21 protein-coding genes are annotated in these 23,971 nt (G+C 65.4%); 4 read left to right on the top strand and 17 right to left on the bottom strand.

What is annotated here, in order from left to right:
• The first annotated feature begins 175 nt into the window (after positions 1-175).
• Together JG743_RS20165 and JG743_RS20160 are read left to right on the top strand one after the other, a co-directional pair.
• Positions 176-1,945: a glucan ABC transporter ATP-binding protein/ permease gene (locus JG743_RS20165; protein ID WP_202292520.1), complete on the top strand. Its 1,770-nt coding sequence runs from the start codon at positions 176-178 to the stop codon at positions 1,943-1,945.
• Between the two features lie 237 nt (positions 1,946-2,182).
• Entirely contained in the window at positions 2,183-2,935 is a 753-nt protein-coding gene (locus tag JG743_RS20160) for a heme ABC transporter permease (protein ID WP_202292519.1), read from the top strand.
• On the opposite strand, the gene JG743_RS20155 is transcribed toward JG743_RS20160, so the two are convergent.
• A complete protein-coding gene (locus tag JG743_RS20155; RefSeq protein ID WP_202292518.1) occupies positions 2,936-3,994 on the bottom strand; it encodes a D-TA family PLP-dependent enzyme in 1,059 nt (352 codons plus the stop codon). It abuts the gene before it with no gap.
• 154 nt (positions 3,995-4,148) lie between these two features.
• On the opposite strand from JG743_RS20155, the gene JG743_RS20150 reads away from it, so the two are divergent.
• Entirely contained in the window at positions 4,149-4,835 is a 687-nt protein-coding gene (locus JG743_RS20150; RefSeq protein WP_202292517.1) for a D-lyxose/D-mannose family sugar isomerase, read from the top strand.
• Positions 4,836-5,268: 433 nt separating this feature from the next.
• Here the strand turns inward: JG743_RS20150 and JG743_RS20145 are convergent, their stop codons facing one another.
• The 6 genes from JG743_RS20145 to JG743_RS20120 are packed head-to-tail and all read right to left on the bottom strand — an operon-like array spanning position 5,269 to position 11,222.
• Positions 5,269-6,135, bottom strand: a complete 867-nt coding sequence (locus JG743_RS20145) for an RDD family protein (RefSeq protein WP_244672832.1) — start codon at positions 6,133-6,135, stop codon at positions 5,269-5,271.
• Positions 6,122-7,141, bottom strand: coding sequence for a stage II sporulation protein M (locus tag JG743_RS20140; protein ID WP_202292516.1), 1,020 nt, complete (start codon positions 7,139-7,141; stop codon positions 6,122-6,124). The genes JG743_RS20145 and JG743_RS20140 overlap by 14 nt, the downstream gene beginning before the upstream one ends.
• Positions 7,138-8,442, bottom strand: coding sequence for a DUF58 domain-containing protein (locus JG743_RS20135; protein WP_202292515.1), 1,305 nt, complete (start codon positions 8,440-8,442; stop codon positions 7,138-7,140). Before JG743_RS20135 ends, JG743_RS20140 begins: the two co-directional genes overlap by 4 nt.
• Positions 8,439-9,395, bottom strand: coding sequence for an AAA family ATPase (locus JG743_RS20130; protein ID WP_202292514.1), 957 nt, complete (start codon positions 9,393-9,395; stop codon positions 8,439-8,441). The genes JG743_RS20135 and JG743_RS20130 overlap by 4 nt, the downstream gene beginning before the upstream one ends.
• On the bottom strand, positions 9,382-10,593 hold the full coding sequence (locus JG743_RS20125; protein WP_202292513.1) for a DUF4350 domain-containing protein: 1,212 nt from the start codon (positions 10,591-10,593) through the stop codon (positions 9,382-9,384). The genes JG743_RS20130 and JG743_RS20125 overlap by 14 nt, the downstream gene beginning before the upstream one ends.
• The gene (locus tag JG743_RS20120) at positions 10,590-11,222 is read right to left on the bottom strand and encodes a DUF4129 domain-containing protein (RefSeq protein ID WP_202292512.1); all 633 of its coding nucleotides are present in this window, start codon (positions 11,220-11,222) and stop codon (positions 10,590-10,592) included. Before JG743_RS20120 ends, JG743_RS20125 begins: the two co-directional genes overlap by 4 nt.
• Positions 11,223-11,367: 145 nt before the next feature.
• Here JG743_RS20120 and JG743_RS20115 point away from each other — a divergent pair, with 145 nt between their 5' ends.
• Positions 11,368-12,150, top strand: a complete 783-nt coding sequence (locus JG743_RS20115; protein WP_202292511.1) for a hypothetical protein — start codon at positions 11,368-11,370, stop codon at positions 12,148-12,150.
• 62 nt (positions 12,151-12,212) lie between these two features.
• On the opposite strand, the gene JG743_RS20110 is transcribed toward JG743_RS20115, so the two are convergent.
• The 10 genes from JG743_RS20110 to JG743_RS20065 form a co-directional block, all read right to left on the bottom strand.
• Entirely contained in the window at positions 12,213-12,983 is a 771-nt protein-coding gene (locus tag JG743_RS20110; protein ID WP_202292510.1) for an N-formylglutamate amidohydrolase, read from the bottom strand.
• Positions 12,983-14,305 (bottom strand): glutamine synthetase, encoded by a 1,323-nt coding sequence (locus JG743_RS20105; protein ID WP_202292509.1) that lies wholly within the window; start codon positions 14,303-14,305, stop codon positions 12,983-12,985. Before JG743_RS20105 ends, JG743_RS20110 begins: the two co-directional genes overlap by 1 nt.
• A complete protein-coding gene (locus tag JG743_RS20100; protein WP_202292508.1) occupies positions 14,302-14,949 on the bottom strand; it encodes a cysteine hydrolase family protein in 648 nt (215 codons plus the stop codon). The genes JG743_RS20105 and JG743_RS20100 overlap by 4 nt, the downstream gene beginning before the upstream one ends.
• A 65-nt stretch (positions 14,950-15,014) precedes the next feature.
• Positions 15,015-15,848: a hypothetical protein gene (locus JG743_RS20095; RefSeq protein ID WP_202292507.1), complete on the bottom strand. Its 834-nt coding sequence runs from the start codon at positions 15,846-15,848 to the stop codon at positions 15,015-15,017.
• Positions 15,849-15,925: 77 nt separating this feature from the next.
• Positions 15,926-17,611, bottom strand: coding sequence for a tetratricopeptide repeat protein (locus tag JG743_RS20090; protein WP_202292506.1), 1,686 nt, complete (start codon positions 17,609-17,611; stop codon positions 15,926-15,928).
• Between the two features lie 142 nt (positions 17,612-17,753).
• Positions 17,754-19,394, bottom strand: a complete 1,641-nt coding sequence (locus JG743_RS20085) for an ABC transporter substrate-binding protein (protein ID WP_202292505.1) — start codon at positions 19,392-19,394, stop codon at positions 17,754-17,756.
• A 163-nt stretch (positions 19,395-19,557) separates the two neighbouring features.
• Positions 19,558-20,562, bottom strand: a complete 1,005-nt coding sequence (locus JG743_RS20080) for an alpha/beta hydrolase (RefSeq protein WP_202292504.1) — start codon at positions 20,560-20,562, stop codon at positions 19,558-19,560.
• Positions 20,563-20,573: 11 nt separating this feature from the next.
• Positions 20,574-21,251, bottom strand: a complete 678-nt coding sequence (locus JG743_RS20075; RefSeq protein WP_202292503.1) for an isochorismatase family protein — start codon at positions 21,249-21,251, stop codon at positions 20,574-20,576.
• A gap of 15 nt (positions 21,252-21,266) precedes the next feature.
• Positions 21,267-22,565, bottom strand: coding sequence for a M24 family metallopeptidase (locus JG743_RS20070; protein WP_202292502.1), 1,299 nt, complete (start codon positions 22,563-22,565; stop codon positions 21,267-21,269).
• A gap of 310 nt (positions 22,566-22,875) precedes the next feature.
• A complete protein-coding gene (locus JG743_RS20065; protein ID WP_244673206.1) occupies positions 22,876-23,772 on the bottom strand; it encodes a GlxA family transcriptional regulator in 897 nt (298 codons plus the stop codon).
• Positions 23,773-23,971: the final 199 nt, after the last annotated feature.

Here is a 23,971-nt window from a genome sequence, read left to right as displayed (position 1 = left end):
CATTTCACCTTTTATCTCAAACCGTTAGGTGATCACGGCAGATTTCGCAACGTCGTCATCTTTTGTTCGCAGATTGGGAACGGAAGAGCTAGACGGGCATTGTTTTGCGACCCGTTAACCGGTACGTGTCAAGAAATGGTGCACTGCACAATGAAAGTTTGGCGGAGTAGCTGAAGTGTCACTTCTGCAGATCTACTGGAGAGCGCTGGGTTATCTGGCCGCCGACAAGAAGCGTGTCGCGCTGATTTGCGGCGCCAACGTCGCGCTTGCCGCGATCGCGATCCTCGAGCCGATCCTGTTGGGCCGGGTGATCGGTGCCATCTCTGAAAACGGCCCGGTGTTTTCGACGCTTGCCGTCTGGGCCGCTCTCGGCGCGTTCAACGTCGTCGCTGTCGTGCTGGTCGCACGCGGCGCCGACCGCTTCGCCCATGCCCGTCGCTCGGAGGTGCTGTGCCAGTCCTTCGAGCGCGTCATCACCATGCCGCTCGCCTGGCATCACCAGCGCGGCACGTCCAATTCACTGCAAACGTTGTTGCGCGCCATTGAGACCCTGTTCAGCCTCTGGCTCGAATTCATGCGCGTGCATCTCTCGACGGCCATCGCCCTGGTGCTTTTGGTGCCGACCGCGATTGCCATGGACATTCGCATGTCGGCGGTGCTGCTTGGCCTTGGCGTGCTCTATGTCGGCATCGGCCGCATCGTCATGCGCCGCACCAAGTCGGGGCAGACCGCCGTCGAGCGCCACTACCACACCGTGTTTGCCCATGTGACCGATAGCGTCAGCAATGTCGCCGTGCTGCAGAGCTACAACCGTATCGGCCATGAGACCGCGACACTGAAGCGCTACGTCAAGGACCTGCTCGACGCCCAGAACCCGGTGCTTGACTGGTGGGCGATCGCCAGTGCGTTGAACCGGCTGTCGTCGACCATCTCGATGATGATCGTGCTTTCGATCGGCGCCTATCTCGTCACCCGTGGCCAGCTCCGCGTCGGCGATGTCGTTGCCTTCATCGGCTTTGCAGGGATGCTGATCGCCCGCCTCGATCAGATGTCGGCTTTCTCCAGCCAGATCTCCGAGGCCCGCGCCAAGCTCGAAGACTTCTACCGCCTCGAGGACTCGGCCGCCGATACCGCCGAGCCGGACGGCATGCGCGAGCTTGCCAACGTGACCGGCCATGTGCGCTTCGAGAATGTCGGCTTCGAGTTCGCCAATTCGGGGCAGGGCGTCGACGACGTCTCCTTCGAGGTCCAGGCCGGCCAGACGGTCGCTATCGTCGGTCCGACCGGCGCCGGCAAGACGACGCTCATCAATCTCCTGCAGCGCGTCTTCACGCCGTCCAGCGGCCGCATCCTGATCGACGGCATCGACACCCGCACGGTGACCCGCAAGTCGCTGCGCCACTCGATCGCCACCGTGTTCCAGGACGCAGGCCTGCTCAACCGCTCGATCGAGGACAACATCCGCGTCGGGCGCGCCGAGGCGACCTATGACGAGGTGCACGCAGCCGCCAATGCTGCCGCCGCCCAGGACTTCATCCTGTCGAAGAGCAACGGCTACGACACCGTCGTCGGCGAGCGTGGCGGCCAGCTCTCGGGTGGCGAGCGCCAGCGCATCGCCATTGCCCGCGCCGTGCTGAAGGACGCGCCGATCCTCGTGCTCGACGAGGCGACCAGCGCGCTCGACGTCGAGACCGAGGATCGCGTCAAGGAAGCAATCGACGAACTGCGCCGCAACCGCACCACCTTCATCATTGCCCACCGCCTGACGACGGTGCGCGATGCCGACCTGGTCGTGTTCATGGACAAGGGCCGGGTGGTCGAGCAGGGCGGCTTCGCCGAACTGTCGCTGCGCAACGGCCGCTTCGCCAGCCTGCTGCGCGCCGGCGGCCTGCTCAACGACGAGGAAGTCCGCCGCCTCAGCCGTACGGTCAACGAAGCGGCGTAATTGAGCGCCTTTCCCTTCTCCCCTTGTGGGAGAAGGTGGCCGCGAAGCGGCCGGATGAGGGGTGCTCCAGCTTGGCATAGCCTCGCGGTGAACCGCCTCATTCCTTCCAGCACCCCTCATCCGTCTCGGCGCTGCGCGCCGATCCACCTTCTCCCACAGGGGGAGAAGGAAGAGCCTGCCCTGCCTGCGACAACTACTCGATTGCCCAACACACGCCGCGGGTCTATTTAGGTCGGCATGAGCGACACCACTTCACGCCTGAACGGCTGGGCCGACCTCGCCAACCCGACGCGCTTCGTCGGACTGGCCGACAGGCTGGTGCCATGGCTGGCCTCGGTTGCCGTGCTCCTCCTTGCCGTCGGGCTCTACATGAGCTTCGTAGCACCTGAGGATTTCCAGCAGGGCATCACGGTGCGCATCATGTACATCCACGTGCCTTTCGCCTGGCTCGCCATGATGTGCTACTCGCTGATGGCAGTTTCGGCGCTCGGCACGCTGGTGTGGCGCCATCCGCTGGCCGATGTCGCGCTGAAATCGGCGGCCCCCATCGGCGCCACCTTCACGGCGCTGGCGCTGATCACCGGTTCGATCTGGGGCAAGCCGATGTGGGGCACCTGGTGGGTGTGGGATGCCAGGCTCACCTCGGTCTTCGTGCTGTTCCTGATGTATCTCGGCATCATCGCGCTGACCCGCGCGCTGGATGATGCCAGCCGTGCCGCCTGGGCCGCCGCCATCATCACGCTCGTTGGCTTCATCAACATCCCGATCATAAAATTCTCGGTCGACTGGTGGAACACGCTGCATCAGCCGGCCTCGGTGTTCCGCATGGGCGGTTCGACCATCGACCCATCGATGCTCTGGCCGCTGCTGGTGATGGCGCTCGGCTTCACCGTGCTGTTCTTCGCCCTGCACCTGATGGCGATGCGCACGGAAATCCGCCGCCGCCGGGTGATTGCGATGCGCAGGGTGGCGGCAAGGCAGGCTAACTGATCACCCCATCTTCCCACGCGCCGCTACCGGCAGCGTCTCAAGCACCTGGTCGCCGTCGACCAGATGCACCTGGTCGAACAGGTTCGTCACCACGCAGCAATGGTCGGGCACGACGCGCACACGCTCGCCGATGCGCAGCTTTGCCTCGCCCGAAAGCGTGACATTGCCGTGCTCCTCGCTGAGGCCGGTGATCCTGGCGCCGGGAATGCCTAGCAACTCGCCGAAATCGGCCAACCCCAGCGTGTCGCTGGAGAGCGCCTTGCTGCCTGAATCGAGGATGGCGCGGGTCGGCGTCGGATGGCTGACGACGGTCGCGAGCACCGTCAGCGCGCAGTCGTCGAGGCTGCCGACGCCTTTGGCGACCTGGTAGCGGTCCAGATAGATGTAGGTACCCGGCCGGTATTCGGTGACGACGCTGTCCTCGCCCGAGCGCCACATATCAGGCGTGCCGCCGCTGGAGATGCGCTGGCATTCAAGCCCCGCCGCGGCAAGGGCCTGCTTGGCCGCTGCGAGCCATGCCTCCGCCTCCGCCTGCTTGCCCGCCGCCGGATAGGTCATCAGCCCGCCGAAGGTCAGGCCCTTGGCGCTGTCGATCGCCTTCGCCAGCGCCGAGGCTTCGGCCGCCGTCTGCACACCGCAGCGGCCCATGCCGGTGTCGCACTCGACCAGCACCGGCAGCGGGTGGCCGGCATCGGTGAAGGTCGCGGCAAGACCTTCCAGCGTTTCCCGGCTGTCCGCCGTCACCGACAGCGTCACACGGCCGTGCAGCGCCTTCAGCCGCTCCAGCTTGGCGCGGCCGAGGATGTTGTAGGGGAGAAAGATGTCGGTTAGCCCGGCATCGGCCATCACCTCGGCCTCGCCGATCTTCTGGCAGGTGATGCCGACCGCGCCGGCCGCCACCTGCTTTTTTGCCCAATAGGGCAGCTTGTGCGTCTTGATGTGTGGGCGCAGCTTCAGCCCGTGGCTGTCGGCATGCGCCTGCGCCTTTTTGATGTTGGCTTCGGCGCGGGCCGCGTCGATCAGGATCGCCGGCGTATCGAGGTCGTCTATGCTTGGCATGAGATTGTCACCACCACAAAAACCGGTCGCGTTATGGCCTCGATCCGGTCGGATGTCACGGGGCCAGAGCCGTTAGTTTGCGTCGACAGCGGATCGGCATTCGGCTATGCGGATGGTACAATTTCAGCAGGCAGCGGCCGGAGGAAGAGGACCCATGAAACGCTCCAAGATCAACGACATCATCCGCGAAGCCGACGCCTTCATCCGCTCGTTCGGCTACATCATGCCGCCCTTTGCTTATTGGTCGCCGGAAGAGATGAAGGCGCATAAGGGAGACTCTTCGGCCATCTTCACCTCGCGCCTCGGCTGGGACATCACCGACTACGGCCAGGAGAAATTCGACGAGCTTGGCCTGTTCCTGTTCACCGTCCGCAACGGCCGCTACGAGGACATGAAGCTCGGCATGGGCATGCTTTACGCCGAGAAGATCATGATCTCACGCAAGGACCAGCTGTCGCCGATGCATCGCCACAACATCAAGGCCGAGGACATCATCAACCGCGGTGGCGGCAAGCTGGTGCTGGAACTGTTCATGCACGATCGTGAAGGCGGCATCGATCCGAAGGCCGAAGTGTCGGTGCCGGTCGACGGCACCATCACCAGATTGCCGGCCGGCGGGCTCTTGAAGCTCGATCCGGGCCAGAGTGTCACCCTTCTGCCCGGCGTCTGGCACGCCTTCTGGGCCGAGGGCAAGGATGTGCTGATCGGCGAGGTCTCGACCGTCAATGACGACCTGACCGACAACGTCTTCCGCGAGCCGATCGGACGCTTCTCCAACATCGACGAGGATGTCGCGCCGGTGCACCTGTTGGTGTCCGACTATGAGAAGTGGGTGGGGTAGGTGGGAGGGCCGCACTGACTGGAACCGAGTTGGTGTCAGTAGGAAGTCGGTTGTCGAGAGATGGCGAGCGTATGGTGAACTGAAAGTGATGAATGCAAGGAGCAGTTCACAACTAAGCCTAAAGGCACTGTACATCTTTTTGATGATATCAGTGTTTATTATTTCAATTTTGATTATTAATGGAATTGGTGGGTGGATAACAATATACGGAGATGGGAACTTTAGCGGGAGTCATATTATAAGAGGTATTTTTTTACTAGTAGTGTCGATGATTATGTTTTATGGATATGTGAAGTACGATGATAGCGAGCGAGGCCTTAGGGAAAAGTTAATTGAAAGACAAGCGCTGATAGTTCGATTCTTGCAAATAATGGGCATTACCTTAATCTGCCTGTTTTTGTTTTTGACGTCGTAACTGTAGCAAAAATGCGTCTTACCGCGCGTGCTTGTCCGTCTTGCGATTCCCAAGCAGCAGCTTGCGCTCGAGATGCGCCCTGAGCTCACCATAATAGGCCGTGAGGAACGCCTTGGAATCCGGCGCTTCGACCGTCACGCCGATCTTCTTGCCGATCGTGTCCGCCACCGTCCGCAGCGCGAAGTAGTCGTCGCGGCGCAGCACCTCTTCCAGCTTGTGCAACTCGGCGATGCCATAGGCGTCGAGCTGCGCCTGGCTGAAACGGAAGACCCCCGCCACCGGATCTTTCCTCCGCGACAGATCCTCGACCAGCTTCAGCCTTGGCGCCTCGACCACCCATGTCCCGGCGAGCAGGTCGCCGATGCGCAGCCGGTCGCGGTTGAAGAGCGGGAAGAGCGCGAAGAGCAGCGCCCACACCAGTCCAAAGACGGTGGTCAACGTATCGGCGACGCCGGCGCCGCCGCGTCCGGCGATGATCGACAGCGGCAGGAAGATCTCGATCTCGCGCATCAGATTGCGCGCGATGACCTGGTCGACCGACAGACCGGCGCCGCTGCGCGAAGCGACCCGGATGCCGACGATGCGCTTGCCGGGCGTCGCGGCGCGGCGGCCGGCCTCGAAGGCGATGAAATAGGCGTTGCGCAGCAGGAAGATCAGAATGATCCAGACGACGAACAGCGGCTGCAGCCCGCCGAAGCCGATGCCGTGAAGTCCGAACAGCGCGACGATGGTGATGACGACCGCGGCGGTGGCGATGATCACCACATCGAGCAGGAAGGCGGCGGCCCGCGTGCCGGCGTCGGCCAGCTTGATGCGCAGATCGACGCCTTCCGGCGTGATCAGCGGCCGCGTCGGCGCGAGGGTGGCGCGTCTAGCCATCGCCATGCCGCACCATTCGGAACAGATAGAAATAGGCAACCCATAGCGCCAGCATGCCGCCGCCAATGGCGTAGCGAGCGCCATCGTCGGTGATCGTCTGCCTGCCGGTGCCTTCGAGCAGGCCGGCAAACAAAAGCATCACGACGACGCCGACCATGACCGTCGCGGCGATCCGTCCGGCCTCGGCGGCGGACGCCATCCGGGTCAACTCGCCGGGAAAGGCGATGCGCGTGCCGATGCGCATGCCGGCGGCCCCCGCCAGCGCGATGGCGAACAGCTCGGTGGTGCCATGGATGGCGAGCCAGCCGCCGAGCCCGAAACCCAGCCCCTTGGCGGCGTAGATCTGGAATATCGCGCCGAGCATGCAGCCGTTCATCAGGATGATCAGCACGCTCGGCGCGGCAAAGGCAAAGCCGAGCGCAAAGGCGAAGATCGCCACCTGGGTGTTGTGGGTGAAGAGATAGGCGGCAAAGCTCGACAGGAATTGGCTGTCGGCGCCGCCATAGAGCACGCTGCGCAGCATCTCGGCCGACGAATCCGGATTGCGCCCGCCGGCGAGGCTCGGAGCAATGATGGCGTCGTACCAGCCCTTGTTGGACGCCACCAGCCAGTAGCCTGCGCCGGCTCCGACCGCCGTCAGCCCGACCGACACAAGGGTCTCGCGCCACAGCGCACGGATGGCGTTCGGCCAGTCGTGCAGGAAGAAATCGCCGATGCGCTGCCGCAAGCCGCGCCGGGCGCCGTAAAGGTAGAAATAGCCGCGCAGGCAGAGCGCTTCGAGATAGGAGACGAGCGCATTGTCGAGCGACGTCGCCCTGGCCACCGAGAGCGAGGACAGCGCCGAGCGGTAGAGCAGCGGCAGCGACAGAAGCTCGTCTTCCGACAGCGTGCGCGGCGCCCGTTTCTCGACCCGCGCCAGCAGCGCCTCGAACGCCTGCCAGTCGGCCTCGCGCTCCTGGCGGAAGCTGGCGAGCGTCTGGCGTACCGCATCGGTGCCGGCCGGGATCGTCACAAAAGATTCTCCTGCTTGAGCTCGAGATAGCGCTCGACCAGCGCCGGGCCGAGCCGCTGATGATCGGCCTCGATGACATGCGCGCCGAGCAGCCTCAGCCGCCCGATCACCACCTGCCGTTCCCGGAGCAGGCCGCCGGCCGTGACGGCGCGCGCCACGTCCTCCGGCGTCGCGGGCGGCATGTCGGCCAGGCTCTCCAGTTCGACATCCTTCATCATCATGAACAGCACCAGGTGCCGCTCGGTCAGCCGGCCGACGGTGCGCAGCATCAGCTCGGCGCTGATCGGGTCGACGAAATCGGTGAAGATGATGACCAGCGAGCGCCGGTCGAGCCTGGCCGCGAGCGTCGTCAGCGCCAGCGTAAAATTGGTCTCCTCGCTGGAATAGTCGATCTCGGCAGCCCGCTTCTGGATCATCGGGAAGCCGGCGGAGCCGCGCACCGCGCCGCTGGAGACGCGCGGCCGCGCGTCGAAGGAGAACAGGCTGACGAGGTCGCCGCCCTTCAGCGCAATGAAGGCCGACAGCAGCGCCGCCGTCACCGCGCGGTCCACCTTCGGCACGCCGTCGACCGGCTCGCACATCAGGCGCCCGCTGTCGATGGCGAGCACGATGTTGTTGTTCTCCTCGATCCGGAACTCGCGCGCCAGAAGCTTGCCGTGGCGGGCGCTGCGCTTCCAGTCGATCATCCGCCGGCCCATGCCGGGCTGATAATCCTTCAGCGCCTCGAACTCGCGGCCCTGGCCGGCGCGCTTTTGGGCATGACCGTCGGCCTGCGCCGAGCGCTGCAGAAGCGTGATCGCCTCGTCACGGGCGCGGCTGACGTCGGGCAGCACCGCCACCTTCTCGTCCATCGGCAGCACGACCTGGTTCCAGACCAGCCCGAACGGCCCGAGCCAGCGCAGCCACAGCCGGTCGAAATTGGCCATGCCGCGCCGGAGTGCCGTGAATTCGAGGTCGAGCGTGCCGCCATCCGCCGGCAGCGCGCCGCCGGTGCCCTTGATCGGCTCCAGCCGCTGGTCGTGCCCGACGCGCGCCTGCAGCATGCGCGCCTGCCTGCCGAGGCTGGCGGCGACATGGACGGCGAAACGCCCGCCGACGCCCACCTGCGGCGGCGCGTCGAGGCTGGCGCTGAGCGAGGCGCGCCCGCGACCGGCGGCCGCGTCCACCGCCAGGAAGGCAAGCAGCAGGCAGATCCAGAGCAGACCGAGATACCAGAAGGACGGCAGCGCCAGCGCGATCAGGAAGGCCGGGATCGCTCCCGCCGCCGCTGCCCAGACCGCTCTGCCGCTCGGATAGATCAACGCGGCGCTTCCGTCTGGTCGACAAGGTCGGACACGATCTGCTCCACCAGCCGCCCGTCGATCTGGGCTGCCGGCGAAAGGATGACGCGGTGGCGCAGCGCCGGCACGGCGAGCGCCTTGACGTCGTCGGGGATCACGTAGGCGCGACCGTCGAGCGTCGCCCGCGCCCGCGCCGCCCGCGCCAGCATGGCGCCCGCGCGCGGGCTGGCGCCGACCTCCAGGTCCGGGCTCTCGCGCGTGGCGCGCACGAGCGCGGCGATATAGTTGACGACGTCGTCGACCAGAGTGACGGAGCCGACGGTTTCGAGCGCCTTTTCCAGCGTCTTGCGGTCGGTCTGGGCCTTGATGCCGTATTGCGCGATGTCGTGCGAGGCGGAACCGCTGCCGTGATGGACGATGATGGCGCGCTCTTCCTGCAGGTCCGGATAGCTCACCCTGTGCTTGAACAGGAAGCGGTCAAGCTGTGCCTCGGGCAGGGGATAGACGCCCTGATGCTCAATCGGGTTCTGCGTCGCCACCACCATGAAATTGCGGCCGAGCGAATGGGTGGTGCCGTCGAAGGTGACGGCGTGCTCCTGCATGGCCTCCAGCAGGGCGGCTTGCGTCTTGGGCGGCGTGCGGTTGATCTCGTCGGCCAGCAGGAGATCGCAGAAGATCGGGCCGCGCGTCAGCGTGAACTGCCCGGTCTGGAAATTGTAGATGTTGGAGCCGACGATGTCGCCGGGCATCAGGTCCGGCGTGAACTGGATGCGCCCATAGGCGACGCCGAGCGCCTGCGCGAAGCAGCGCGCGGTCATGGTCTTGGCGGTTCCCGGCGGCCCTTCGAGCAATATATGGCCGCCGGCGAACAGGGCGGTCAGCATCAGGTCGACCGTGTCGTGCTGGCCGGTGATCGCTTTCGCCACTTCTTCCCTGATCGCTATCGCCAGGGCCTTCACATCATCGACGTTCACCGAGCCTCCTTGCCGTCCAGTCGTGCAGCCGTTCGGCTGCCTCATGCATGTCCGCCAGCGTGCTGGCATTGTCCGCAGCCTTGAGCCGCGTTGTGAACCCCTGGGCCTCGCCCTTGTCACGGGAATCGAGCCAGCGGTCGAGCGCTTCGCCCTGCAGCCCGTGCGGGGCGCCGAGCAGCGCGCCGGCGCGCTGCCGCATCAGCGCGCCATAGCGATCGCCCAGTTCCTCCAGTCGTCCGGCGCGCTTGAACAGCATCGCCGTGGTGTCGACCAGCGCCCGCTTGCCGAAGGCGATCGCCCGGCCTTCGGCGCGCGGCGGCCCAAACCGGCCAAGCCCGTGCAGGAAGGCCAGCGCCGCGGCGGCGAGGATCGACAGTGTCAGCGCCAGGAAGGGCGGCTCGACCAAAAGCTTGGCGAGGTCGTATTTGCGCCCGGCGCCGTGCAGCGTGAGATCAAACATCACCGCACCCTTGCCGGGTTCCAGCATGGCGATCAGGTCGAGCGCAGCCCGAGCTTTGTCGAGATCCTTGAGCGCAGCGTTGTTGATCAGGTCCGGGTCGGTCAGGATGTAGAAGGGCTTGTCGTCGAGTTCGATCAGAACGGCCTTGCCATTGCCGGCGGAGATCAGCGGGTGATCGTCGGCCACCCATTGCATGTCTTCGGGAGCGGCGACGAGATGCCCTCCAATGTCGAGGTGTTCGATCGTGCTCTTGCCGACACCGAGCTTGGCCTTTGCAATGCGGCCGAGCCACTCGTTCACGACCGCCTCGGGCAAGCGCTCGATTTTCATCTCCCAGCCGTCGTGCGTTTGTAGTGGCAGGGTTTGCCATTTGGGCAGCACGAAAAGCGTATCCTTGCCCGACCGGAGCTTGATGATGCGGTCGAGCGCGGCCGGGTCGCTGTCGGGCGATATGGTGACGATCAGCAGGAAGCCGGACACCAGCCTGGTGCTCAGATCCTCCTCGCTGCGCGCCATCGGCGGTGGGGTACCAGTCAGTTTCAGCCATTCGACGATCCCGGCATAGCCGGTGCCGCCCTTGGACAGTGGCGTCGCACCACCATTGCTCGGAGCACGGAAGTCCGGAGCATATGTCGACAGGAGGAAGAACCCGGCGGCGGCGAACAGGCTGGCGAAGATACCCCAGAACAGTGTCCTGCGGCTGAACGGTTCTTGTTCCTCGGCTGCCTGCGCGCTCATGCCCAGGCATCCCGGAAGGCGAAGCGCTCATAGGCGCCGCGCGCCTTCTGCCAGCCCTCGGCGCCGACCGGCCGGCGGGCGAACAGCGCAGCCTCGACGATGCGCGCGATCTCGCTGAAGGCGCCGCGCGCCCGCGACGGCAGGGAAGGGGCATTGGCGATGTCGCGCGCCGTCAGCGACGGCCGCAGGAAGTCGGGCAGCCGCCCGGCAATGTCGGCAACGCTGCGGCGAAGCAGCAGATGGACCGCCTCGTCATAGTCGCCGCGCGCCGCAAGGGCGTCGGCTTCCGACAGCAGGATTTGAGCTGCGGCAACGTCCGGCCGCCATTCCTCCTCCGCCTCGGCTTCGCCCCGCGCGCGCCGCCACGGCAGGCGCCAGGCAATGCCTTTCATTTCGAGAACGACCAGAAACAGGATGATCGTGGCGCCCGATATCACCGCGCCCCAGAACAGGTAGATCATATAGGGGCCGAGCTGGGCCAGGAAATCCAGCAGTGGCTTCAGCCAGGCCGGCGGCTGGGGCGGCGCGAAGGCCGGCAGGTCGAACTGGATGGACGTGTCGGCCAGCAGCTGCTTGTGCGCCTTCGCCAGCAATTCGGCATCCGCTGTGCCCGGCTGTGCAACTGCCACCCATTCGCTCCCCTGCAAACCCGCGGCGCCGACACTGGCAATGCGGCAAGACAATTGCAAGTAGGCTGGACGCCAACTGTTAATCTTGTCACATTTACTATCGTGAGAACCAGCCATTATGCGGTGGTGGTTAAGGGGGTGCCTTATGACTTCAACGACACTGACACGGCCTGAGAAATTCCAGATCGGCAGGGTGTTCAACAACACCTTTTCCGTGATCGGCCGCAACATTGGACTTTATGTTGGTCTTGCAGCGCTGTTCTCCGGCTTGCCGGCGCTTGTCGCGCAGCTTTGGACCGAATCGCGTGTGGACGTGATGCTGCAGACGGATCCCGGCGCGGCGGCCGATCCCGAAGCGATGTTGCGCAATTCCTGGGTCAGTATCGTCGCCGGACTGGTATCCTTCATCTGCGGGCTGCTGCTTCAGTCGGCGCTTGTAAGGGCAACCGTCGAGGACCTTAACGGCAAGTCACCCTCCTTCGGCGATTGCATCACGATAGCGATACGCTATCTGCTGCCGACCCTGGGGATCGGCATTCTGGTGGGTCTTGGCGCGGGCCTTGCCGCTCTCGCTCTGCTCGTTCCCGGCATCATCCTTTGGCTCGGCTGGTCTGTGGCGGTGCCGGTCCTGATCCAGGAGCGGCTCGGTGTCTTCGGCTCGATGTCGCGCAGCCGTGTGCTGACCAAGGGCAGCTGCTGGGCGCTGTTCGGGCTGTTCGTGATCCTCTTCATCATAGCCATGGTGATCCAGTCGGTCGCGGCGGTGGTTGTCGTCTTCTTCCACGGAATCCTTGCCGCCATTCTGGCTGCGCTGGTGCAAAGCGTGGTCTCGATGGTGATGTCGACAGCCACGGCGGTCGGCTACATCGAACTGCGCCAGGTCAAGGAAGGCACCAGCGTCGAGGAGCTGGCGGAGATCTTCTCGTAGCGGAGAAGGTGGTCGCCGTGTTCGCAACATCATGAAGCCGGCGACGTCGGCGTCGTCGCGCATCAGGCCGCCTGCTCGGCCTGCAGCGCGGCGGTGAGCCGCCTGGCCCAGGCCTCGATGGCCTGGCGGTCAGCCAGCAGGTCCTGCCGGATCTCGATCAGCACGGCCGGAATGCCGCGATCGTCGCCATGGACAGGCACGGCATAGTCGTCCTCGCGACCGATGAGATAGGGCACGTTGGCCGCGACATTGAGTGTGCCGTCGCGGCCGAGCCCGGCGAGGATCGCCTCGCCGAAATCGCCGGCCTGGCTGTAGAGCACGCCGGCATGCCAGGGCCGCGACGCCTCGAGGAAAACCGGCGTGAAGGAGTGGATGGTGACGATCCGCGTCGGCCTGCCGTCGCCGATGCGGCTGTCGAGATGCGCCGCCACCCGGTCATGGAACGGCGTGAACATGATCTCGGCGCGCCGCGCCCGTTCCGCCGCATCGAGCCTGACATTGCCGGGGATCTCGGTCGCCTCGGACAGAACTGGGATGCTGGTGCTGCTGCCCAGCGGCCGGTTGAGGTCGATCAGCAGCCGCGAATAGCCGCCGAGGAAGGCCGGCGCATCGAGCAGGCCCGACATTAGCCGCGTCACCCCGGCGGCGCCGATATCCCAGGCGATGTGTCGCGTGAGATGGCTGCCGTCCAGGCCGAGCTGGCGGTATTCGGCCGGGATATGGTTGGACGCATGCTCGCACAGAAGCACGATGTCCGACGGCCCCTGTTCGTTGAGCACCTCGACGGCCGCCGGCCAATCGCTTCCGGGCCTGCTTTCATGCTGAAGCGTCATCAATAGAGCGTCCGGTAGAGATCGCAGACGGCGACCGGATCGAGGCCGGCAAGGCGCTCGCTCTCATGGCGCTTCAGGCCGACAAAGGTCTCGACGAAGAGCGGTGCGAACCATCCGGTGACGGTGCTGTCAGTGGTGAAGGCGTCGACCGCCGCCGGCAGCGTTTCCGGCAGCCGCACCAGGCCGAGCCTGGCGCGCTCGGCCTCGCTCATCTCGGTCGGGTCGCCGGTGACCAAAAGAGGCGACGGCAGCCTGGCCTTCAGCCCCTCTAGGCCGGCGCGCACGATCGCCGCCAGCGACAGATAGGGATTGCCGGTGGCGTCCGCCGCCCGGTATTCGATGTTGTACTGCCGCGCCGGATTGCGCCCGCCTATCGTCGCCGTTGGGCAGATGCGCAGCGATGCCTCGCGGTCGCGGTCGGCGAGCCAGGTGTACGACGAGCTCCAGCTGTGCGGCTTCAGCCGGTAGTAGGATGGCACGCTCGCCGCGGTGATGGCGGTGATAGCCGGCAGATGCCGCAGCACGCCGGCGCAGAAGGCGCCGGCCTGTTCGGAAAGCCCGCCCGGCCGCTCCGCATCGTAGGCCGCCGGCTTGCCGGCCTCGTCGATGAAGCTGAAATGAATGTGGACGCCGTTGCCGACGGCGTCGGGGGCCGCCTTCGGGGTGAAGGAGGCGCGCCAGCCGGCCACGCGCGCCACCTCGCGCGTGATCTCGCGGATGGCGACCGCGCGGTCGGCGGCGGTCAGCGCGTCGGCCGGCTCATGCGTCACCTCGAACTGCTCGTTGCCGAATTCGGCGATCACCACCTCCGGCGCAACGCCCGCTTCCTCCAGCGCCGCCATCAGATTGGCGGCGAACGGGTCGGCGCGACGCAGTGCTGCGAACGACATCGAATGGCTCGGCGCGAAGTCGGCGTCGGCGATGTGGAACTCGTGCTCGAAGGCGGCGGTGACCGACAGCCCGGTCGCGGCCTTCAGTTCGGCCAGCGCGTCCTTCAGCATGATCCGCGTGCAGCCGAGCCACGGGCTGCCGTCGAGTTCGACGAGGTTGCCGCAGATCATGTCGAAGGCGGTCGCCGAGCCGGTGCGGGTGGTGCGGAAGCGCGCGTTGAGGTCCGGCAGCAATCTCAGATCGCCAGACGATCCCCACGGGTTGGGGCTGACGATGGAGTTGAACGGGGTCAGCGACAGATTGGCCTGCAGCCAGCCGACGCCGGTGGCGCTGATCTTCTGCAGCTTGCTTTCCACCACCGAGCGGCCGCGCGTGATGGCCGAAAGGTCGGTGGTGACGACGGCGACGAGCGATTCGGCCGGCGTGTTCATGCGGCTTTCCCCAGCGCCTCGAAGCGGGCCACGACGGTGTCCGTATCAGTGATCCAGCAATAGCCGCCGAAGGCTTTCAGCGCGCCGTCATGGCGCTCCGGCGTGGCGGTGGCGCAGGCATCCGAGACGCAGGTGACGAGGTAGCCGCGGTCGGCGGCGTCGCGCACCGCCATGTCGACGCACTGGTCGGTCATGATGCCGACGACGACGAGATAGCGCACGCCGAGGTTCTTCAGCACATAGTCGATGTTGGTCGAGTTGAATACGCCCGACGAGGTCTTGGGCAGCATGATCTCGTCGCCGACCGGCGCCAGCGACGGCACCGGCAGTCCTTCCGGTCGGCTGGGCGCGATATGGATCGGCGTCAGCTTGTGGTCGAGCGAGCAGTCGCGGCCGTCCTCGGTCAGGCTCTGGATGATGGTGTGGACGACCTCGACGCCGTTGGCGCGGGCGGCGGCCAGCAGGCGCTCCTGGTTGGGGATCGTCTGCCTGGCGGTCTGCCGGTAGAAATAATGGTCCGGGCCGCGTTCGGGATGCGAGGGATCGGCACCGGGCTCCAGCCAGACGCGCTGCATGTCGACCAGGAGCAGCGCGGTCTCGCCGGCGCGGAAGGCCTCGTTTCGTTTCGGCAGTGTCTGCGTCATGCTTTCTGGTCCTGTGAAACCTTATTCCCGGACGAATCCTTGCGGCAAGGACGCAAATGGCCTTCTCACGGCCCCAGGGCCTTGAGCGCCGCCGGAACCGGATAGCGGCTGCCGTCATAGCGGAGCCGGTAGGTCTGCTTCACCGGCTTGCCGGGATGGGACTGGCACTCGCCGTCCTTGTCGGGGGAGGGCTCGTCGGTATTCATCCGGTCGCGCACGTTGATGTCGTGATAACCGTGGTGGCTCGCCGATCTCATCGACAGGCTGGCCTGGCTGGAATGAAAGGATCCGGCGCAACTGGCGTCGCCTTCGCCGCCAAAACTGTCGACGACGAGGCCGTCGAGCACCAGGCGAAGCGCATCGCGGGTGAGGGCATAGAGCCGGAAGTCGGTTTCACGGAAGGGATTGGGCTGCGAATGGTTCGCCATTTCGATGCGCAGGCCGAAGGCGGTGACATCGGAGGCCAGCCTGTAGCGGCCGGTATCGAATTCGATCTTGCGGATGGCGATGGCGTCATCGTTCAGCAGCCCGGGCTGGAGCAGGCGCTGGCGCACCTGCGAGCTGTTCATGTCGAAGACCAGGAGCTCGATATCGCCGACATGCTCGCCGTCGCTGGACTTGGCGCTGTCGATCAGCGGCACCGCGACCAGCAGCACGTCGTCATGGGCGGGCCAGATCTTGCAGACCAGACCGAACGAATTGTCGCCTTCCGGCAGCGTCAGGGCGATGCTGGTATGGGTTTCGAGCGTGAACGATTTGCCGTCGGCGCTCTTCTGGGCCTTGGGATAGGCCAGTTGCACCAGTGCGGCCGCATCGCCGCAATCGTCGGCCGCGGCCCGACTGGGCGACAGGCTGACGGCTGCGAGGCCGACGAAGAGACTACTTAGCAGCAATCGCATGGGGGTCCTCACGTCGCAGGCCAGCTTGGGTCAAGACTGTCTACGCGAGATCGGTGGTGGCGCACAGAGGGCCATGTTCAGTGGCAGCAGCTCTGCCCTGACCGCGCGCCTGTCCGGCACAGGCAGGACGAAGTGATCGGCACGTCGGTCTTTGCCAACGCCGCGGCGAGCCTGGCTTTGAACCCGGGCAGTTCGTCGGTCTCGCCGCGCCGCTTCAGGCATTCGACAAGCCCATGCAGCGCCCAGACATTGTCCGGATGCTGGGCGCAGCGCTGCACCGCGCCGCTCAAGCCCAGGTCGTCGCGATAGACTTGCTCGGCTTCCTCGGCATGGCCCCGGTCGAGAAGCAGCGCCGCCAACGCGTGGCGTGGCGGATGCATCCAAGCCCAGGGCTCGGTGTAGGAGAGGTTGTCGTCGAGCTCGACCGCACGCCGCAGATGAACATAGGCCTCGTCGTGCCGGCCCTGGTGATAGGCAAGCTCGCCGTCGAGCAGGGCGGCGCCGACGGCGAGCGAAGCCCGCGTCGGATTGCTGAGAAAGCGCCGCTCCGGCGGGATGCGGCTCATATGCATGTGGAAGCGCTCGCGCTCTCGTTCGGCCGCCGCGAATTCTCGCAGCGCCGCATGCGCGACACCCTTGGCGTAGTGCTGCATGGCCGTCGTCAGCACATAGAGATCGGGCTCGCCCGCCATCGGCTCGTCGATGATCTCGCGCCAGCGGCCGAAGCGCACCTGCACATGCGATTTCATGGCGTGGTAGCCTTCCACCGTCTGCGTCAGCTTCGGCCGGTCGGGAATGCTCACCACATCGCGTGTCACCAGGCTGCGCACCTTGTCCGCCGCCCACAGCGCCGGCTCGTATTGGCCGAGGAACATGCAGGTGAACATCATCAGATGCAGGTCGTGGCAGCAGCCGAGCAGGTAGTAGGTCGTCTCGCCGGCATAGGCGAGATAGAAGTCGTTGGCGCGTACCGCCTTCTCGCTGGCAAGCTTCGCTTTCTCATAGTCGCCGCACAGCACGTAAATATGGCCGGGCATGTGGTTCATGTGACCGGCATCGGGACACATCGTGCCCAAGCGTTCGGCCGAGCGTATGCCGCGCTCCGGCTGCGTCGACATTTCGAGCAGGTGGATGTGCAGATGCAGGATCGCCGGATGAGGTGTCGTGCCTGCTTCGTCCGACATCCGGATCGCGCGCTCGCAGACGTCCAGCGCCTCCAGCACGTCGGAGTTCGGCGCCGGCTTGCCGGTCTTCAAATCCCACAGCCGCCTGACCGTGCGCATCATCAGCGCCTCGACGGTGAGCGCCATCACGTCATGGTCGTTCGGGAAGTCGCGATAGACCTCGCGCATCGCTGCGGCATAGGCGTCATCCCACTGCGAGAATTCCGCTGGCGCCACGCGGTGCGGTTTCTGGAAGCGCACGGCCAGCGCCTCGATCAGTCGCCGCTCCACCGCGCTGGCCTGCGCGCTGCTGGCGAGCGCGAGCTGGACATGATCGCAGCAGAGCCTTGTGGCCCTGTCGGCCTCGGCCTCGCCATGCTCCTTCCAGGTCAGGTTGTAGAAAGGGCCGGCGGCATAGGCGATGCCCCAATGCACGAAGGCGCAGTCAGGATCCGACTCCAGAGCTTTCGCGAAGCACTTAGTGCCTTCCTCGTGGTTGAAGCCGTAGCACCAGTTCAGGCCGATATCGAACCAGCGCTGCGTCTCCGCCGAGCGGGTAGAGATGGGGCGCCGGTAGGTGCCGAGGTCGAACTGATCCATGCCTGACGGATTCTCGCTCTTGCCGGCGGGAGGAAACCCCGAGCCGGGTTCGCGCTCAATCTGGGATGAATACGCATGCATGGCAACGGCCGGCGCGGCTCTGTTGAGCCACGCCGGCCGAGGGTCGCCACCTTGGGAGGGATCAGCTCTCCAGCCAGACCTTTTCAAAATGCTGCTCGAGCGACTGGTGCTGCTCGCAGCCATGCACACCCTTGCGATAGGTGCGATAGACCGAGCGCCAGTAGGGCTGGATGATGATGCCGGATTGGCGCAGATTTTCTTCGATCTTGGCCATGATCTCCTTGCGCTGGGCAGCGTCGGGCATCGCCAGCGCCTTGTCGAGAAGCTCGTCGAACTCCTTGTTCGCATAAGCGCTTTCGTTCCAGGCGGCACCCGATTTGTAAGCCAGCGCCAGCACCTGGACGCCGAGTGGCCGTCCCAGCCACTCGGTGCAGGAGAAGGGGTATTTGCTCCAGTCGTTCCAGAAGGTCGCCGCCGGCAGCACGGTGCGTTTGATCTTGAGACCCGCCTCGCGCATCTGCGCGGCGATCGCGTCGCCGGTACTCTTTTGCCATTCGACATCGACGGAGATCAGGTCGAACTCGTGATCGGCCTTGCCGGCCTCGGCAAGCAGCTTCTTTGCCCCATCCACGTCGCGTTTGGCTGGACCGATATCGGCAAATTCGGGATGCATCGGGCCGACATGGTGGTTGTCGGCCGGCCTCCCTCTGCCGTCGAGGCCAAGCTTCAGCACGGCGGCATTGTCGACCGAAAGCTGGGCGGCGCGGCGCACCTTGACGTCGTCATAGGGCGCGTTGCCGACGTTGAAGCGGGCAACGATGGTCGAGCCGGTGGCGATCTCGGAATTTTCGAGCCCCATCTTGTCGGTCTGCGAGACGGCGTCGGAGGCGGTCTCGTGGTCGGTGTCGATCTCGCCGGATTCGAAGGCCGAAAGCATGGCGTTTGGATCGGAGCCGTAATCGACCCATTTGATGCCGTCGAGATGGAACTCGCCCTTCCACCACGGCTTGTCCTTGCGCTTCACTTCGGCGCCCGTCTCGGCATCCCAGCTCACCAGCTCGCAGGGGCCGGTGGTGATGGCCAACGCCTTCTTCGGGTCGCCGTCGCCTTCGTAGGAGCGGTGCATGATCAGCGCCGGATAGTCGGCCATGCCGGCGATCAGCGAGATGTCGGGCTTCGGCAGATTGAGCCTGACGGTGAAGTCGTCGACCTTCTCGATGCCGCCGTCGACCGGCTTCTTGGTGTCGGCATTGACCAGCGCGCCCATGCGGGCGGCGACCGAATTGCCGGCGACGGAAGCATCGCACCAGCGGGTGAGATTGTGGATCACGTCGTCGGCGTTGAAAGTGTCGCCGTTCGACCAGGCGATGCCCTTGCGCACATGCAACGTTATCGTCCTGGCGTCATCGCTGGTTTCCCAGCTCTCCAGCAGCCATGGCTCGAAGCTGAAGTCGGTGTTCCAGCGCACCAGATATTCGTTGCAGTGGCGCGCCACGTTGGACATCTCGACGCCGTCGAAAGTGCGCGGATCCTTAAAACCCTTGACGTTCATGGCGACGCGCAGGATGCCGCCCTTTTTCGGCTCCTCGGCGCGAGCAGGCGAGGGGTTGAGCCCGCCCAGCGCCAGCGCGCCGGCGGCGCTGACGCCGAAGCCGGCCATGATGGCCAGATATTCGCGCCGGCTGATGCCGCCCTTCCTGAAATCGTCGGCAATCGGCCTTGCCCGCGGGTGCAGTTTTCTGTCGGTCAGCATGTATTTCATCGTCGTTCCCTCTGTCGTTGGGTGCCCCGGCTGGTTGCGTTGCGGGGGGCGGATGCGACCGCCGGGGCGCCGTTGTCTTGAGGGAATGATAGGGCTGGGTTACGCGGGGAAATGTTCGCTTTTCCGCAGTTCTTGTGCGCTGTTCCGCAGGAGTGTCGCGCGCCTATCTCCCCCATGTGGGGGAGATTGGAGCCCCATCGCCGGTGCCCAGCACAGTGACGGAAGCGATCGCCGAGAGGATGTCGAGGAACGCCTCGGCCGCGCGCGGCACGCTGTTGCGGGCGCGGAGAAAACTGTGCACGAGGCGCGGCTCCTCCTGCCACCAGGCCGAGCCGCCGGCGGCTACAATGCGGTCGCGATAGGCCTCGCCGTCGGACGACAGCGGATCGCATTCGGCGGTGATGATGAAGGTTGGCGGCAGGCCGGAGACATCGCCGTCGCGAAGCGGCGAGAAGGTCGGGTCGTCGAGCGATTGGCCCGGCACCGAGCGGCTCCGGCGGTAGAAGTCAATATCGCTGACACCGAGCAGCGGCGCCTCGGCATGCTCGACATAGGAGCGCGCCGTCTGGTCGCCGCCGAGTTCTGGATAGATCAGGACCTGTCCGTGGGCGCGGCGAGGGTGATGGCGAGTCGCGTGCGCGGCCGCCGCAGCGAGGTTGCCGCCGGCGCTCTCGCCGCACAGCACGATCGGCAGCGCGCTCGTCGCGGCCACCCATTCGAACACCGCCAGCGCATCATCGAAGGCGGCGGGATGGAGATGTTCCGGCGCCAGGCGGTAGTCGGCCGAGACCACCTCGAAGCCGGTGGCGGCGCAGATCTCGGCGCAGATGTCGTCATGGCTGTCGAGATTGCCGAGCACGAAGCCGCCGCCATGATAATAAACGACAATCGCCTGTGGCGCCTTGTCGGCCATCCGGTAGCGCCGGATCGCGATGTCGCGGCCGTAGGCGGCGACTAGGCCGTCGCTCGCCGAGACCCCCGCCCGATAGCCCTGATGGAAAGCCCGGCACATCGCATCATAGACCGCCCGTTGCTCCGCGATCGGCCGGGCCGCGATCTCGGGCGGAAACCATGCATTGACCTGGTCGATGTAGTCCCACAGCTCGGGGTCGAGCAGGGCGGCGTATTTTCCCCGCCTGGCCGTTTCGAGCTGGTGGATCGTGCTCATCGCTTCCCGCGTCAAAGCTCGTCGTAGAGCCGGGCGGCGTTCTCATAGGTGAAGCGCAGCGGCACCGAGCCCTCGACCTGCCAGACGCTTACCGTGTCGCCAGCCAGCAGCCGGCAGGCGTCGAGCGTGTTGGCGACGGCGCCGCCATAGAGCCGGTTGGCGAGATTGAGGATGGCGGTCTGGTGCATGGCGCTACTGGCGCTGCCGCAGGCATCCTTGACCAGGAGAACGCGGAAGCCCGACGCCACCGCGTCCTTCACCGTGGCGTCGATGCAGGCCTCGGTCCACACGCCGGCGATGACCAGCCATTCGATGCCGGCGGCCTTCAGCGTCTCGGCGAACGCGCCCTTGCCGAAGGCGCTGGCCTCGGTCTTGACCAGCATCGTCTCGCCCTCGGCCGGGGCCACTTCGGCGCAGATCGCCGTCAGCGGATCGTCCTTGTCGGAGAAGGCCGACTTGCCGCTGGCGTCCACCGGATGGAACGGCCGCGCCTCGGCGAGATCGACGATGTAAGCCCAGTGATAAAGCGGGACGAAATTGCGCCGCGCCGCCGCCTGCAGCCGCTGGACATTGGCGAGGATGTCGCCGAACCCCTCGACGAGGTAGCGCCTGTCCTTGCGATGCTCCTCCTGGAGATCGATGAACACTGCGGCCACGGTGCCTCTGCTGATTGAGATCGGGTTTTTCATGCTGACTGCCTAGCATCAAACGTCGAGGAAATCGTCCTCATAGGGGAAGCGCGAGAGCAGCTCGGTGCCGGTCTCGGTGATCAGAATCTCGTCCTCCAGCTTGACGCCCTCGCGGCCGCCTTTCTCGCCGATATAGCTTTCGACGCTGACCACCATGCCGGGCACGATGATGCCGTCGCGGCCATAGGTCTCGTAATCCATCGAGTGCGCGATGAACGGCGTCTCGCCATGCATGCCGACGCCATGCATGACCGAAGTGTAGCGCTGGTCGACGAAGCGGTCCGGAATCTTCCACGCCTTCTCGGCGATCTCGCGGAAGGCCATGCCGGGCTTCACGATCCCGATGTTGTGCTGAACCTGGTCGTGCGCCATGCGGTAGAGCGATTTCTGGTAGGCGGTGGGCTTGCCCGGCCCGCAGCGGAAGGTGCGCGAGAAATCGGAATAATAGCCGTAGCAGCCGATCGTGTCGGTATCGAGCGCGACCAGCTCGCCCGGCCTGATCTTGCGGCCGCTCGCCTCGCTGAACCACGGGTTGGTGCGCTGGCCGGAGGTGAGCAGCCGCGTCTCGATGAATTCGCCGCCTTGGCGGATCACCTCGCCATACATGATGGCGAACAGCTCGTTTTCGGAAACGCCCGGCTTGATCGCCTCGCGCACGGCAGCCACCGCCGCCTCGGCGCCGGCCATCGAGGCCTGCAGGCATTTCACTTCCTCCGGCGTCTTCACCGCGCGCACGGCGAGGATTTCGCCCTGGCAATCCCGGACCTCGCAGCCGCGCTTTTCCAGCGCCAGCGCCTGCAGATGGCTGCAGCGGTCGAGCCCGATCTTCATCGAGCCGCCGCCATGCTTTTTCAGAAGTTCGGTGATCTCGTCGGCGAACGGACCGGCGGTCTCGTCGTCGCGCCCGGAGACCGACGACCACACCAGTTTCGACGGCCGCGCCTCGTCGATCGTGTCGAGCACCATCGAGACGTGGTAGCTCTGCGGATATTCGAACAGCACCACCGGACCTTCGGTGGGGATGAAGAAATAGCGGGTCGAGTTGCGCAGGAAATAGCCGAACATGTTGCGCGAGCCGGTGGCGTAGCGCTGGTTGTAGGGGTCGAAGAGCACGACCGCGCCGTAGCCCGCCTCCCGCATCCAACCGCGCAGTTTCTTGAGCCGCCCCTTGCGCAGCGCGTCCGCGTCGATGAAGGACGGCTCGGTATCGGAAAGCCACATGCCGCCCGCCGGATCGGCCGCTGCCGGGTGGCGCATGCGGTCCTTGAAATCCACATCCTCGGTGCTGTCGGGGTCGAATACGACGATGCTCATGGCGGTGCCTCCTGATCGAGGGAACATAGCCGCGCGTTGAATGGAGCTTGTGCGGAATCCCGCAAATGTCGTGCCGGATGCCGCAGTACGACTTCGTCATGCAAGCGCGACGTTGGCGGGACAGCACCCCCCTCTGGCCTGCCGGCCATCTCCCTCGCAAGGGGGGAGATTGGCAGTTCTGCCCGCCGCATCTCCTTTTGAACGTGGGAGATTGGCGAAAGCTGACGGACATCTGATCTCCCCCCTTGCGGGGGAGATGTCCGGCAGGACAGAGGGGGGTGTGACGGAACTCGACGTTGCGCGATAAACGCTACTGCCTCCGCATCGCCTTAGGCGCGTGCCCGTGTTCTTCGCGAAACGCCCTCGCAAAACTCGACATCGACGCAAAGCCACAGGCCAGCGCCACGTCGCGCACCATCAGCGTCGAATGCGCCAAGAGATCGGCGGCACGCTTCAACCTCAGCCGCCGGTAATAACCGTTGGGTGAGATGCTGAGCTCGGCGCGGAAGTTGCGCTCGAGCTTGTCCGGCGAGACGCCCAGCCTTGTCGCCAGTTCCGCCATGCCCAGCCGCTCCTCGACCGCGTCCTCCATGATGGCGATGGCCGACAGCACCAGTTCGTTCTGGACGCCGGTGCGCAGGCGCAGCGGCATCAGCTTGCGGTCGACGCTAGATCGCAGCGGACTGTGCACGAACCATTCGGCGACGCCGGCGGCGAGCTCGGCGCCGTAATCGCCGGTGATGATCTCCAGCATCATGTCGAGGCTGCCGACGCCGCCGGCCGAGGTAAAGCGCTTGCGGTCGATGACGAAGAGGTCGCGCCTGAGCTCGATGTCCGGGAATGCCTCGGTGAAGGCCGCCTGGCTGGTCCAGTGCAAGGTGCAGGCATGGCCGTCGAGTAGGCCGGCGCGGGCGAGGAAGAACGCCGCGTCCGCCACCGCGCCGATATGCGCGCCATTGCGCAGGCTCTTGCGGATCCAGTTCATCGCCTCGTCGGCCACGACATGGTCGGCGTCGCCGCCGGAACAGACGACGATGCGGTCGACCTTGGGCGCGTCGGAGGCGGAAAAACCCGGCTGGATGACGACGCCGTTCGAGGCCTCGATCGTGCCCTTGTCGGCGCCGACGATCACCCAGCGGTAGCACTCCTTCCTGGCCAGCACGTTGGCGGCGCGAAGCGGCTCGATGAGCGAGGAAAACGCCATCATCGGAAAGCCGGGAAAGACCAGCACGGCGAAGGTGAGGGGGGCTTCGCCCACCGCCGGCGGCTGCGCGCGGTCGCGTTTTCGGGTGGCGGGAATGGAACTCACGATGCTCTTTCCTCGGGCGCGGTGGCCGGAACTGTAGCGGGTGGCCCGCCGGGCTGGCAACGAGGCTAGCGCGGCCGCCGGTCAACCAGCCGTTCAC

The sequence above is a fragment of the Mesorhizobium sp. 131-2-1 genome (genome assembly GCF_016756535.1).
Taxonomy (GTDB): Bacteria; Pseudomonadota; Alphaproteobacteria; order Rhizobiales; family Rhizobiaceae; genus Mesorhizobium.
This window is presented reverse-complemented; position numbering and strand designations above follow the sequence as displayed.